At 29.1% G+C, this 14145-nt stretch carries 17 protein-coding genes; 10 read left to right on the top strand and 7 right to left on the bottom strand.

The features are described from left to right. The first annotated feature begins 48 nt into the window (after window positions 1-48). The 10 genes from ACQ65T_RS08965 to ACQ65T_RS09010 all read left to right on the top strand — a co-directional run bounded on the left by ACQ65T_RS08965 (window position 49) and on the right by ACQ65T_RS09010 (window position 7994). The gene (locus ACQ65T_RS08965; protein ID WP_430400739.1) at window positions 49-597 is read left to right on the top strand and encodes an RNA polymerase sigma factor; all 549 of its coding nucleotides are present in this window, start codon (window positions 49-51) and stop codon (window positions 595-597) included. Between the two features lie 41 nt (window positions 598-638). Beyond that, window positions 639-908, top strand: coding sequence for a hypothetical protein (locus ACQ65T_RS08970; protein WP_430400740.1), 270 nt, complete (start codon window positions 639-641; stop codon window positions 906-908). Window positions 909-912: 4 nt separating this feature from the next. Further along, window positions 913-1380, top strand: a complete 468-nt coding sequence (locus tag ACQ65T_RS08975; RefSeq protein WP_430400741.1) for a hypothetical protein — start codon at window positions 913-915, stop codon at window positions 1378-1380. A gap of 251 nt (window positions 1381-1631) precedes the next feature. Beyond that, on the top strand, window positions 1632-1901 hold the full coding sequence (locus ACQ65T_RS08980) for an EF-hand domain-containing protein (protein WP_153200308.1): 270 nt from the start codon (window positions 1632-1634) through the stop codon (window positions 1899-1901). A 109-nt stretch (window positions 1902-2010) separates the two neighbouring features. Continuing rightward, entirely contained in the window at window positions 2011-2925 is a 915-nt protein-coding gene (locus tag ACQ65T_RS08985; RefSeq protein WP_430400742.1) for a YHYH protein, read from the top strand. A 299-nt stretch (window positions 2926-3224) separates the two neighbouring features. Further along, a complete protein-coding gene (locus tag ACQ65T_RS08990) occupies window positions 3225-5480 on the top strand; it encodes a CotH kinase family protein (RefSeq protein ID WP_430400743.1) in 2256 nt (751 codons plus the stop codon). A gap of 5 nt (window positions 5481-5485) precedes the next feature. Continuing rightward, the gene (locus ACQ65T_RS08995; RefSeq protein ID WP_430400744.1) at window positions 5486-5872 is read left to right on the top strand and encodes a hypothetical protein; all 387 of its coding nucleotides are present in this window, start codon (window positions 5486-5488) and stop codon (window positions 5870-5872) included. A gap of 4 nt (window positions 5873-5876) precedes the next feature. Further along, the gene (locus tag ACQ65T_RS09000; RefSeq protein WP_430400745.1) at window positions 5877-6626 is read left to right on the top strand and encodes a polyphosphate polymerase domain-containing protein; all 750 of its coding nucleotides are present in this window, start codon (window positions 5877-5879) and stop codon (window positions 6624-6626) included. After that, window positions 6626-7267 (top strand): DUF4956 domain-containing protein, encoded by a 642-nt coding sequence (locus ACQ65T_RS09005; RefSeq protein ID WP_430400746.1) that lies wholly within the window; start codon window positions 6626-6628, stop codon window positions 7265-7267. Before ACQ65T_RS09000 ends, ACQ65T_RS09005 begins: the two co-directional genes overlap by 1 nt. After that, window positions 7260-7994, top strand: coding sequence for a DUF2490 domain-containing protein (locus tag ACQ65T_RS09010; protein ID WP_430400747.1), 735 nt, complete (start codon window positions 7260-7262; stop codon window positions 7992-7994). The genes ACQ65T_RS09005 and ACQ65T_RS09010 overlap by 8 nt, the downstream gene beginning before the upstream one ends. A gap of 63 nt (window positions 7995-8057) precedes the next feature. Here the strand turns inward: ACQ65T_RS09010 and sucD are convergent, their stop codons facing one another. The 7 genes from sucD to lpxD form a co-directional block, all read right to left on the bottom strand. Next, window positions 8058-8930 carry a succinate--CoA ligase subunit alpha gene (gene sucD, locus ACQ65T_RS09015; protein ID WP_430400748.1) on the bottom strand — a complete coding sequence of 291 codons (873 nt, stop codon included), beginning with the start codon at window positions 8928-8930 and terminating at the stop codon, window positions 8058-8060. An 84-nt stretch (window positions 8931-9014) separates the two neighbouring features. Next, window positions 9015-9377, bottom strand: coding sequence for a nuclear transport factor 2 family protein (locus tag ACQ65T_RS09020; RefSeq protein ID WP_430400749.1), 363 nt, complete (start codon window positions 9375-9377; stop codon window positions 9015-9017). Between the two features lies 1 nt (window position 9378). Further along, window positions 9379-10308: a UDP-3-O-(3-hydroxymyristoyl)glucosamine N-acyltransferase gene (locus ACQ65T_RS09025; protein WP_430400750.1), complete on the bottom strand. Its 930-nt coding sequence runs from the start codon at window positions 10306-10308 to the stop codon at window positions 9379-9381. A 30-nt stretch (window positions 10309-10338) separates the two neighbouring features. Further along, the gene (efp, locus tag ACQ65T_RS09030; RefSeq protein ID WP_430400751.1) at window positions 10339-10905 is read right to left on the bottom strand and encodes an elongation factor P; all 567 of its coding nucleotides are present in this window, start codon (window positions 10903-10905) and stop codon (window positions 10339-10341) included. A gap of 35 nt (window positions 10906-10940) precedes the next feature. Further along, window positions 10941-11726: an acyl-ACP--UDP-N-acetylglucosamine O-acyltransferase gene (gene lpxA, locus ACQ65T_RS09035; protein WP_430400752.1), complete on the bottom strand. Its 786-nt coding sequence runs from the start codon at window positions 11724-11726 to the stop codon at window positions 10941-10943. A gap of 6 nt (window positions 11727-11732) precedes the next feature. Then, entirely contained in the window at window positions 11733-13121 is a 1389-nt protein-coding gene (locus ACQ65T_RS09040; RefSeq protein ID WP_430400753.1) for a bifunctional UDP-3-O-[3-hydroxymyristoyl] N-acetylglucosamine deacetylase/3-hydroxyacyl-ACP dehydratase, read from the bottom strand. Window positions 13122-13127: 6 nt separating this feature from the next. Then, window positions 13128-14144, bottom strand: coding sequence for a UDP-3-O-(3-hydroxymyristoyl)glucosamine N-acyltransferase (gene lpxD / locus ACQ65T_RS09045; protein ID WP_430400754.1), 1017 nt, complete (start codon window positions 14142-14144; stop codon window positions 13128-13130). Window position 14145 lies beyond the last annotated feature (1 nt).

A 14145-nucleotide genomic window follows, 5' to 3' on the forward strand; every position in this document is an offset into this window, starting at 1 on the left:
ATTAAACCTTTTCTTTTAACCATAGTCTAAATGACAATGAAATAATTAATGACGCAAATTAAACGTAATTTTAACTCGGTTTACAACGAACATCAATCTTTGGTGTATAACGTTGCACTTAATTATGTTCAAAGCGTTGAAGATGCTGAAGAAATTACTCAAGATGTTTTTTTAAAAGTACACGAATCTTTATCAGATTTTAAAGAAAATTCATCACTTAAAACATGGTTATATCGTATCACAATTAATCAATCCTTAGATTTTATAAAAAAGAAAAACAGTAAAAAAAGATTTTTTATCTTTGGAAAAAAGAGTCAGAATGAATTTGAATTGACCAATATTTCAAATTTTGAACATCCTGGAATACTTTTAGAGCAGCAAGAAGACGCTAAATTATTATTTTTAGTAATTAATACTTTACCAGAAAATCAAAAAACAGCTTTTATACTTTCAAAAGTAGATGGATTAAGTAATCCCGAAGTTTCTGAAATTATGGAAATAAGTATTTCAGCTGTAGAATCTTTAGTTTTTAGAGCAAAAAAGGAGCTAAAAGAAAAATTATCAAATAAATTTGAAGAATATCGCAAGAATAAATAATTTTTTTCGTCTAAAATAGTAGAAGAATAAATTCAATTACAATGGAAAAAGATAAATGGATTGAAAATATATTAAATAGTACAAATGGAATTACTCAAGTAACTCCAAATGACCAACTATTTTCTAAAATACAATCCAAAATAAACGACCAAAAACCTGTTGAAACCTACGTTAAGTGGTTAGTTGCAGCATCAGTTGTAGTGCTTATTTCTTTAAATACTACCTATTTAATACAAAAAAGCAGTACTGAAAATCAGAATAATGACAATGTTACTTCATTAGTAAATAGAGTCAATAATCAATTATATTAACAAGATGACAAAAAATAAATTATTAACTTTTGCAGTAATAGTTTTGTTTATTATAAACATTATTACGCTATCATTCTTATTCTTTAAAGGTCCAAGACCAAATGAGAGACCAAAACAAAGACCTAGTGAAATTGTAATTGATATACTAGATTTTGATGAACAACAAATTATAGAATATAAAAAGTTAATTGATAAACATAGTAGTCAAATTAATGACTTAGATCAAAAAATTAATGAAACTAAAAACAAATTGTATTTAGAGTTAGCTTCACAAGAAAATAAATCTAAAAAAGACTCTATTTTAAGCATATTAAACACATACAAATCTGAAGTTGAGCAAGCGCATTATAATCATTTTTTAGACATCAAAAAAATATGTAAACCTGAACAACTTGAAAATTACAACAGATTAATTTTAGAATTATCTAGCATTTTTGCTCCTCCTCCTATAAATCACAAAAATGATAAATAAGTTTATTAGTTTCTCATATAATACAATTTTAAATTAGATTTTATTATTTTAAAAGAGGTTTGTTTTTATACTGAAACGAACCTCTTTTTTATTCTAGTACAATTTTTTTCAAGCTATTTAATTGACTTTACGAACTTATTATCAATGTTTTATTGTGAATGAAAAACTAAAGTTACTTAAAATATTAATTTTCTGTACAAGAAATAAAAATTATCGTCGTCTAATATTATATAACTCAAAAACAATATAGTATGAAACAAATTGCTTTATTATTCGGTTTGTTTATTATCTCATTTAGTTCTTGTGCGCAAGAAAAAAGAGAAGAACGAAAAGTGCCAACAGTAGATGAATTGTTTACGCAAATGGATAGTAATAAGGATGCTAAATTATCCAAAAAAGAAGTAAAAGGTCCACTAAAAGACGACTTCTCTAAAATTGATACTAATAAAGACGGTTTCATAACTAAAGAAGAACTAAAAAAAGCGCCAAAACCAGAAAGAAAAGGGCCGCCTAAAAGGTAAATACTTTACTCTTTTGATATTTGAATAAAAAAAATGCTTTTGAGCAAGAGTTAAATTAAAATATCGTCTAGCTAATTGAATTGGCTGACATCAAAACACTTAATAATAAATGAAAACGAAATCAATTTTTTTTAACCTACTTTTTATAGGAACAGTTTTTGTTGGATGTAAATCTCAAAAAGAACTAAATACTAATCAAGACATAAATGCTATAGATTTTACTAAAGCTTACACTATTAATAATTCAGATTTTGGAACAAAGACTTCTATGACTATTTCAAATGAAAAAAGAATTTTAATAACCAATAGTTTACCTAATCATAAAACAGGTTCGTTTCCAAATGAAGGAAATCCAAATACAATCTCAGAACAAAAACTTACTTATACTTTTCCATTAAACCCTGTTCTAACTGGGCATGCTAAATGGGCAAGAGAATTTGGTGTTGCTGTAAATGGAATTAAATTTGAACCAGAAACCGCAGAACGTTTTGAATGTGAAACAGGAGAAACTTATAGGATAGAAGCAAAACAAGACGAATTCAATTTAGGTTTAGACTTTAATAATGCTCATGTGCAGCCAACTGGTGCTTATCATTATCATGGAATTCCTTTAGAGTTAATTGTTCAGCTAGATAATGGAGAAGATTTAATTTTAATAGGATATGCAAATGATGGGTTTCCAATTTATTATTCAAAATCAGAAAACTATAAACCAAGTTTTAGATTGTCTAAAAATCCAAGAACAGGTGAATTTTGCACCTATTCTAATCCTAAACAATCAACTACCAAAAATATAGAAAACACTGATCCAAATGGAATATTTGTTTCTGATTGGGAATATATAGAAGGTTCAGGAGATTTAGATGAATGTAACGGAACAATGTTAAATGGTAATTATGTTTATTTTGCAACAATGAGTTACCCTTATATTGGTAGATGTTTAAAAGGTGCGTTTTCAGAAAAAAGGCCAAATGGACCACCACCTGGAATGCGAAATAACAAAAATGATAAACCAAGAAAATAAAAAATATTTATTTACTCCAGAATTAAATTAAAATATCTCCGGAAAAGATGTAAAAACACATAAAGTAATTATTAGCAAGTAGGTTTTAGTAGATTTTATTGCTATAGAGGTTTGTTTCAATTGAAACAAACCTCTTTTCTATTCTAATACAATTTATTTAAAACTACTTAATTCACTTTAACAACTGAATATCAGCTATTTAATTAAAATGTAAAGATAAAATTACTATAATATTAATTATCTGTGCAAGAATTAAATTAAAATTTCGTCTAAATGGTATAAGACTTAAAAATATCATGATGAAAAAAAATACTTTACTTCTATTACTTTGTTCATATTTATCATTTGGCCAATCTTTTTATGATGAAAATACTATTCAAGACATTAGAATTGTATTTGCCCAAAGTAATTGGGATGCAATTTTAGATGCCGCAGAAGCATCAGATGCCTATACACAAGCTACATCTATAACAATTAATGGTACTATATTAACAAATGTTGGTGTAAAATTTAAAGGTAATAGTTCTTATAATGCAAGTTATAACAAAAACCCTTTTCATATTGAACTCGATACTTATCAAGATCAGGATTATCAAGGTTATACAGATATTAAATTAAACAATGTAATTTTTGATCCAACTTTTGTAAGAGAAACTGTTGCTTATAATATTACTCGTAAATATATGCATGCTCCATTATCTAATTATGCTAATTTATATGTAAATGGAACATTAATAGGTCTTTATACCAATGTAGAGTCTATTTCTAAAAAATTTGTAGATAATCATTTTGGCTCAAAAACAAATGCCTTTTTTAATTGTAGTCCACCAGCGGGTGCTGGACCAACAACAACAAACTTACCTAACCTTGCTTATTTAGGAACAAGCAGTACTAGTTATGAATCAGCATATGAAATGAAATCAGATTTAGGTTGGGACGATTTGATAACGTTAACTAATACACTAAGTAACGACATTACAAATATTGAAACCATTTTAGATGTTGATAGAGCTATATGGATGTTAGCTCTAGATAATGTTATGGTAAACTTAGATAGCTACATTGGCCAGTTTAAACAAAATTACTATATATATAAAGATGATAATGGCCGTTTTAGCCCAATAAAATGGGATTTTAACATGTGTTTTGGAACATTCGGAATGACTGGTAGTGGTGCTCCATTAAATAATACTACTTCAAAAAGACAATTATCTCACACTTTACATTCAACAGAATCTAGTTGGCCCTTAGTACAAAAAATACTTGCTATTCCTTCATATAAGAAAAAATATTTAGCACATTATAAAACAATATTAACAGAAAATTTCTCTAATAATAGTTACTATGCAACTGCTCAAGCATTTCAAACATTAATTAGTGCATCAGTAACTGCAGATCCTAATAAATTTTATACAAATGCTCAGTTTACTAGTAATATGACTACTGATGTTAATTTAGGAATGAATACTGCTCCAGGATTGAGTAATTTAATGCCAGGACGTGTTACGTACCTTAGCGCTTTAAGTGACTTTACAGCAACACAACCAACTATTGCAAATATTACTCCTTCTAACACATTACCAACCATAGGTGATGTTATAAATATTAATGCAACAGTTACAAATGTAACAGGAAGTTCGGTTTATTTAGGGTATAGAACAGATGCTTTATTACCATTCAATAAGATTACATTATATGACGATGGTGCTCATAATGATGGCGCTGCTGGAGATAATGTATATGGAAATGCTATTACAATTACTAGTATAACTACTCAATATTATATTTATGGTGAAAATACAACTATTGGTAAGTTTTCACCTGAACGTGCTGAACATGAATATTATTCTTTAACCGCAACTTATCCTAAAATTTTACCTGGAGAAATTGTTGTGAATGAATTAATGGCACAAAACACTTCTACGGTAACAGATCCACATGGAGATTATAGTGATTGGTTTGAGTTATATAACAATACTTCAAGTACTATAAGTTTAGATTATTTATATGCCACTGACGATCCAACAAATCTATTAAAATGGCAATTCCCATCAGGACTTACTATTGCACCAAATAGTTATTTAATCGTTTGGGCAGACCAAGATTTAAATCAAGAAGGAATACATGCTGACTTTAAATTCTCTGCCGCTGGAGAAAGTTGCGTACTTTCTTATTCAGATGGTACAATTGTAGACACTGTAACATTTGGTGCTCAGACTGCAAATATGGGTTATGCAAGAATTCCAAACGGAACAGGAAGTTTTGTTATTCAAGCTCCAACATTCAATGCTAACAATGAATCTTTATCTATATCAAGTGAAGTTTTTAATCAATCATTAACAACATACCCTAACCCTACTTCTGGAAATTTAACTATTGAAAACAGTCAATTTAATATTGAAAAAGTGGAAGTATATAATTTACAAGGTCAGCTTTTGTATACTAATAAATATGAAAACACAAATTTATTGAACTTAGATTTCTCAAGTTATTCAAACGGAATGTATTTAGTGGTTATCAACTCAAATACTAACATAAAAATCATTAAAAACTAATTAAAATGAAACATAAATTATTAATTATTATTGCAATTACATCTTTATTCTTTTCGTGTTCAAAAGATGAAGGTTACGGAGGTTTAGCTACAATTACTGGAAAAGTATACGGTAAAGATTATAACTCAAACGGAGTATTAGTTAGTGAAAATTACCTTGGTGGAGCAAAAGTTTATATTGGTGTACATGGTAGTTCAACTCCATTTGATGATATAGATACTTCATATGATGGGACTTTTAGGTTCGAATATTTACAAAAAGGAACCTATGACATTTGGGTTTTTGGTGATTGTGATTCTTGTAGTTGGGACCAGGTCTATGTTTTGCAAACAGTAGAAATTTCTTCAAAAAAATCTTCTGTTACAATGGATGATTTAATAATTACATTTTAAAAATATGTTTAAAAATTTCAAAAAAAACTTAATTTCAATAAAATCAGTTTCTTTAAGTGAATTAGATTCTGTTTCATTGCTTAATAGAGTTGATAGTAAGTATACTTTAACAGAAGAAGGTTTAAATAATATTCTTCCTTGCTTAGTAGATAACTATAACGTGCTTGAAATAGACGGAATGAGAGTTTTTACCTATGAAAACAATTATTTTGACACCCCAAATCTATTGTTTTTTAGAGATCATCATAACGGATATGCTAAAAGAATTAAAGTAAGAAGCAGAAGATATGTAGAGTCTAATCTTTGTTTTTTTGAAATTAAGAAAAAAGAAAAAGTAAGTAGAACCAATAAATTTAGAGAGCGTTTACCTAATATTATTTCTGAAATTAATGCAGATAGAAAGCAAGTAATTCAAAGTTACATTCGTAAAGAAATATCTGATATTAAGTTAATTCTAAAAAACAATTTTAGTAGAATTACATTAGTAAATAAAAATTTTACGGAACGTGTTACGATTGATTTGAATTTACATTTTCAAGACGGTGATCAAGAAATTAAATTAGATAATGTAGCTATTGTAGAAGTTAAACAATCTAAAACATCAATTGCCTCTCCAATAACTACTTACTTTAAAGAAAATACAATTAGGCAACAAAGTATAAGTAAGTATATATATGGTGTAGCATCCTTAATGCCCGAAATCAAAAAAAATAATTTTTTACCTATAATCAAAAGAATAAATAATTTAACCTAATGGAAAACGAAGAAGTAGTTACATCAGCATTTAATATTGCTGCATTTTCAAATAGAGCAATTATTGATTTTATATCAATCATTATATTGGTTGGGTTAATCTATTATCCAAAACATAAAAACAAAGATTTTATTTTTAATTTTGTTTTATTCAACGTTGTAAATTTCATGATTTGTAGTTTACTTGGAGCTGTAAAAATAAAAATTGGATTTGCATTTGGGTTATTTGCAATGTTTTCAATTATTAGATATAGAACAATTGCTATTTCTATTAAAGATATGGGGTATTTCTTTGGTTGTGTGGCACTTGGAATGATTAATTCATTAGCTTCTGTAGATGATGGATACTATTTGTTAATTGCTTGTAATGCAGTAATTCTTATATTAACTTTTTGTTTAGAACGATTAGATTTCTTGAAAAATGAAAATTCTAAAGATATCGTTTACGATAATGTAGAATTAATTAAGCCCGACAATAAATTATTATTACTTGAAGATTTAAAAATTAGAACAGGTTTAAATATTCATAATGTTGAAGTTATCTCAATTGATTATTTAAAAGACGTAGCACTTATTAAAGCCTATTATTTTTCTAAAGAAAGTTTAAATTTAATTCCAACTTCAAAAGATAGTGATGATTAATAAAAAATTATTGAGCTATTTTCTAGTTTTCTTTGCAATTGAATCTTATAGTCAAAGTTATACTGACACGCAAGGAAGGTTTATGACTTCTGTAGATTATAAAATAACTAAGAAATTAAAAATTTCTGGTGAATATAGGTATTCATTACAAAATGATTTTCATAAATTTAGATCAAGTGCTGGAGAAATAAGTTTAAAATATAATTTTACTAAAAAATTAAATGTTTTAGGCGGATATAGATTCACTACTTCTTTTGAAGAAGATAATCATAGATTCTTTATTGGAATTAAATACAATAAAAAGTGGGACGAATTTAAAGCCGCAGTAACTTCAAAGTATCAATATTCAACAAATAGCTTTGACCCAGACTTTATGAATTATTACAAAGAACCTGTACAAATGCTGAGAGAAGAAATTAGTTTAGATTATGATATTCCTAATACAAAAACTTCTGTTTTTATTGCTTCTGAAATATTTTTAAAAATGAATAGTCAGCCTTATTTAAAATGGAATAGAATGCGTTATTCTATTGGTGGCCAATATAAATTGAAATATGGAACAACATTAAGCCTTTCTACTTTTTATGATGATAAAGTTTCTGCTCAAAAAAATGATAGGATAGTAATTGTTACAAAGTTGAATGTTTCAATTGATGATTTTCTTAAAAAACTTAAAAAGAATAAGAAGAAAGCATTAAAAAAGCAGGGATTATTAAATGAAGAGTAGTTAGTTTATACAAAAAAGGCGAAACAAATGTTTCGCCTTTTTTTATATTTAATAGTTTTTAGATTATCCTAAAACTTCTTTTACTTTTAAACCTATTTCAGCTGGAGAATCTACAACGTGAATTCCGTTCTCTCTCATGATTCTCTTTTTAGCTTCAGCTGTATCATCAGAACCACCAACAATAGCACCTGCGTGACCCATTGTACGACCTGCTGGAGCAGTTTCACCTGCAATAAATCCAACAACAGGTTTTCTGTTTCCATCAGCCTTTACCCATTTAGCAGCATCAGCTTCTAATTGACCACCAATTTCACCAATCATTACTATGATTTCAGTTTCTGGATCGTTCATTAATAATTCAACAGCTTCTTTAGTTGTAGTTCCAATAATTGGGTCACCACCAATTCCGATAGCTGTAGTAACTCCTAAACCTTGTTTTGCAACTTGGTCAGCAGCTTCATAAGTTAATGTACCTGATTTAGAAACAATACCTACTGTACCTTTTTTGAAAACGAAACCTGGCATAATACCAACTTTAGCTTCACCTGGAGTAATTACACCTGGACAGTTAGGACCTACTAAACGACAATCTCTATCTTGTACATAAGCGTAAGCTTTAATCATATCAGCAACTGGGATTCCCTCTGTGATACAAATAATAACTTTAATTCCTGCATCAGCAGCTTCCATAATTGCATCAGCAGCAAAAGCTGGCGGTACAAACAAGATTGAAGTGTCAGCACCTGCTTGGTCAACTGCATCTTTTACAGTATTAAAAACAGGTAAGTCTAAATGAGTTTGACCACCTTTACCTGGAGTAACTCCACCTACTACATTTGTTCCGTATTCAATCATTTGAGTAGCGTGGAAAGTTCCTTCACTACCTGTAAATCCTTGAACAATTATTTTTGAATCTTTATTTACTAAAACACTCATGATATGATTATTATAATTATATTTTTAATTGTGATGCAAAAGTAAGTTTTTTGAGAAAAAAACGATACCTTTTTTCTTTTTATTTTATGCTGGTTGACTAATTTGATGTCCTTTTATTAATTTATTTCCTAAAAATTCCCAAATAACAATAATTGTAGCAATATCCATTAATTCAGATGGATTTTCAATAGCAGCAACTTTATGATTATATCTCAAAGCAACTAAGTTGCCTTCGCCAAGAATATGAGTAATTTCAATTATTGATTTTGTATAATTTTGACATAACTCTTTGGCTAAGTTTAAAATTCCTTCTTTTTCTAAAATTAACTTGCCTTCTGAACTATCCCAGTGAAGGATAACATCATCATGTAAAATTTCATCTAATACATTAACGTTTCTAATGCCATCTGAAAGATAAAAATTCCTTAGCAATTCTTTATTTGTCATATTACTTTAGTTTATCTAGAATTTCAGGAATTCTTTTAATATTAACTAACTGTTTTAACTTTTCTCTAGATTCTTCAATAGGTGTTCCAAAATAAGTCTTTCCACCTTCTATCGATTTTGTAACTCCAGTTTGCCCTAATATAACTGCTTTTTCTCCAATTGTAATTCCACTTGTGGTTCCTACTTGTCCCCAAATGGTAACTTCATCTTCAATAATAACACATCCAGCTATTCCTGTTTGCGCAGCAATTAAACATTTTTTTCCAATTATTGTATCGTGGCCAACATGCACTTGATTGTCAATTTTTGTACCTTCACCAATTGTAGTATCTCCTGTTACTCCTCTATCAACAGTACATAAAGCTCCTATTCCTACATTATCTTCAATTACAACTCTTCCGTTCGATAAAAGTTGGTCAAAACCTTCTGGGCGCTTTTTATAATAAAATGCATCAGCACCTAGAATTGTACCCGATTGAATTACTACATTATTACCAATTATTGTATTATCATAAATAGTAACATTTGGATGAATTATACAATTATTACCTATAATTACACTGTTTCCAATAAAACAATTAGGCTGAATTATTGTTCCCTCTCCTACTTTAGATGTTGAAGAAATCGCAACATTTGAAGGTTGAAAAGGTCTAAAATACTTAGTAAGTGTATTGAAATCTCTAAATGGATCATCAGAAATAAGTAAAGCTTTACCTTTTGGGCAATCTACTTCTTTATTAATTAAAATAATGGTAGCTGCAGATTGTAGAGCTTTATCATAATATTTTGGATGATCAACAAAAACAATATCTCCAGGAGTAACAACATGAATTTCATTCATGCCTTCAACTGGGAAGTCATCATCACCAATATAATTAGCATTAATTAAATTGGCGATTTCTTTAAGTGTTTGTTTTGAAGAGAATTTCATATATAATAATTAAAAATAGTTATTAAAAAACTATTCTTTAACACGCTCCATGTAATTACCGGAAGCAGTATCAATTTTTATTTTATCCCCTTCATTTATAAATAAAGGAACATTTACACTTGCTCCAGTTTCAACAGTGGCTGGTTTTGTTGCATTTGTTGCAGTATTTCCTTTAATACCCGGTTCAGTATAAGTAACTTCAAGAATTACAGATGCAGGCATATCTACAGATAAAGGTAAGTCTGTTTCTGTATTAATTTGTAACATTACATTTGTGCCTTCTTTTAATAAATCTGGAGCATCTAATGCACTTCTTTGTAAAGTAATTTGTTCATAATTATCAACATTCATAAAATGAAATGTTTCACCTTCAGCATATAAAAACTGATATGTTTGTGTTTCTACACGAACAACATCTATTTTATGTCCAGCTGAAAAAGTATTGTCTAAAACTTTTCCATTACTTACTGATTTTAATTTTGTTCGAACAAAAGCAGGACCTTTTCCTGGTTTTACGTGTAAAAATTCAATAATTTTATATATGTCATGATTGTATTTGATGCACAATCCGTTTCTAATATCTGAAGTACTTGCCATTATATTTGTTTTTATTTATTATATTATTTATTAGATTAACCTATTCCAGAATAACCTTTCATAATTCCTCTTGATGAGTTTTTAATGAAATCTAAGATTTCATCTCTCTCATTAGTTGCTTCCATTTCAGCTTCTATTATACTAACCGCTTGTGAGGTATTGTAATTTTTTTGATATAAAATTCTATATATATCTTGAACTTCCCTAATTTTTTCAGTTGTAAAACCTCTTCTTCTTAATCCGACAGAATTAATACCTACATATGAAAGTGGTTCTTTTGCAGCTTTTGTAAAAGGTGGAACGTCTTTACGAACTAAAGAGCCTCCGGAAATCATAGCATGGTCGCCAATACTAATAAATTGATGCACCGCCGCTAACCCCCCTATAATTGCAAAATTCCCTACAGTTACATGTCCAGCTAAAGCAACTCCATTAACAATAATAGCATTATCTCCGATATGACAATCGTGAGCGATATGAGCAGTTGCCATAATTAAGCAATTTTGTCCAATTACTGTTTTCCCAGATGCAGAAGTTCCTCTATTAATCGTAACACATTCTCTAACGGTTGTGTTATCTCCAATAATAGCCAATGAATCTTCTCCTCCAAATTTCAAATCTTGAGGGACTGCAGCAATTACAGCTCCTGGAAAAATATTACAATTTTTACCAATTCTTGCCCCTTCCATGATAGTTACATTAGAGCCTATCCATGTTCCCTCTCCTATTTCAACGTTATTGTGTATCGTAGTAAATGGATCAATAACTACATTACGAGCAATTTTTGCTCCAGGATGTACGTATGCTAATGGTTGATTCATATATTTTTATTTTACTTTAACAATTTGAGCCATTAATTCGGCTTCAGAAACTAATTTTCCATTAGCATAGGCATATGCTTGCATATGACATATTCCTCTTCTAATTGGTGAAATTAAATCACATTTAAAGAATAGCGTATCACCTGGTAAAACTTTGTTTTTAAATTTAACATTATCAATCTTCATGAAATAAGTTAAATAATTTTCAGGATCTGGAACAGTACTTAAAATTAATATTCCTCCAGTTTGAGCCATAGCTTCAACTTGAAGAACACCTGGCATAACCGGAGCTCCAGGAAAATGACCAACAAAGAAATCTTCATTCATGGTAACATTTTTTAGCCCAACTACATGTGTGTCTGAAAGCTCAAGAATTTTATCTACTAATAAAAATGGAGGTCTATGCGGTAATAAATCCATAATTCCATGAATATCTAATACTGCTTCTTTGTTTATATCATAAGAAGGAACATTATTTCGTTCTTCTAGTTTAATAATTTTAGACATCTTCTTTGCAAACTGAGTGTTTACAAAATGACCTGGTTTATTAGCAATAATTTTACCTTGAATTCTACATCCAATTAAAGATAAATCTCCAACAATGTCTAATAACTTATGACGAGCAGCTTCATTTGGGTAATGTAGTGTAAGGTTGTCTAAAATACCGTTTTCTTTTACAGAAATTGATTCTTTATTAAATGCTTTTTTAAGGTTTTCCATAGTCTCTGTAGATATTTCCTTATCTACATAAACTATAGCGTTGTTTAAATCTCCACCTTTAATTAATCCATTATTTAGTAAACTTTCTAGCTCGTGTAAAAAGCTAAATGTTCTACAATTTGCAATTTCATTTTTAAACTCACCTATACCTTTCATAGTAGCATTTTGAGTTGCTAAAACTTTAGTTCCAAAATCTACCATTGCTGTAACACAATAATGATCACTAGGTATAACAGTAATTTCACTACCAGTTGATTCATCAGTATAAGTAATTACATCTTTAACTACATATACTTTTCTTTCGGCTTCTTGTTCCTTTAATCCTACTTTCTCGATAGCTTCAACAAAATATTTTGAAGAGCCATCCATAATAGGAAGTTCTGAAGCATTTAATTCAATTATTACATTGTCTAAATCACAACCAACTAAAGCTGCTAATACATGTTCAGGTGTTTGAATCATTACACCTTTCTTTTCAAGATTAGTCCCACGTTGAGTGTTAACTACATAGTTAGCATCGGCTTCAATTATTGGCTGACCTTCTAAATCAATTCTAATAAATGTAAATCCATTATTAACTGGTGCGGGCTTAAATGTCATTGTAACATTTTGTCCTGTGTGTAATCCTACTCCTGTAAGAGTTATTTCGTTTGCGATGGTTGTTTGCTTAACCATAAGAATTTATTTGTTTTTTTTTATTTCGTTAATTTCTGAAACTATATTAGGTAAATTTTTAAAATGTACATATGATTTTGCAAAATCTCCATATCCAAATGCTGGAGAACCTTGAACTACTTCATTGTCTGTTAAGTTTTTACCAATACCTGATTGGGCTTGTATTTTAACTCCGTTACCTATAATTAAATGACCTGCAATTCCAACTTGCCCACCAATCATACAATTTTTTCCTATTTTAGTTGAGCCTGCTATTCCTGTTTGAGCAGCAATTACAGTATTTTCATCTATATCAACATTATGCGCTACTTGAATATGATTGTCTAGCTTAACTCCATTTCTAATAAAGGTTGAGCCTAAAGTTGCTCTATCAACTGTAGTATTTGCTCCAATTTCAACATCATTACCTATAATTACATTACCTATCTGTGGTATTTTTTTAAAAGTTCCATCTTCTAATGGTGCAAATCCAAAACCGTCAGACCCTATTATGGTTCCTGAATGAATTGTACAATTGTTTCCTATTTCAGTTTCTGAATAAATTCGTACACCCGCAAAAAAGATACAATCATTACCTATAGTTACATTGTCTCCAATAAAACTATTTGGGTAAATTTTTACATTGTTTCCAATTTTTACATTTTTACCAATATAACAAAAACTACCTAGATATAAGTCTTCACCATAAGTAACATTGTCTGAAATCATTGAAGGCTGTTCAATTCCTGATTTCATTAACTTTACCTGATTATAGTATTCTAGCAACTTTGAAAAAGCTTTATATGCATCATCAACTTTAATTAAAGTTGTATTGATTTCTTGTTCTGGAACAAAAGTATTATTAACAATAGTTATAGTTGCTTTTGTCGAATATATGTAATTGATATATTTTTGATTTGCCAAAAAAGTAAGAGAGCCTTCTAAGCCTTCTTCTATTTTAGCTAATTTAAAGACTTCAGCATTAGGATTACCTACTACTTCACCTTCTAATATACCTGCTATCTGTTCTGCTGTAAATTTCATC

The sequence above is a fragment of the Flavobacterium sp. genome (assembly GCF_965284515.1).
Taxonomy (GTDB): Bacteria; Bacteroidota; Bacteroidia; order Flavobacteriales; family Flavobacteriaceae; genus Flavobacterium.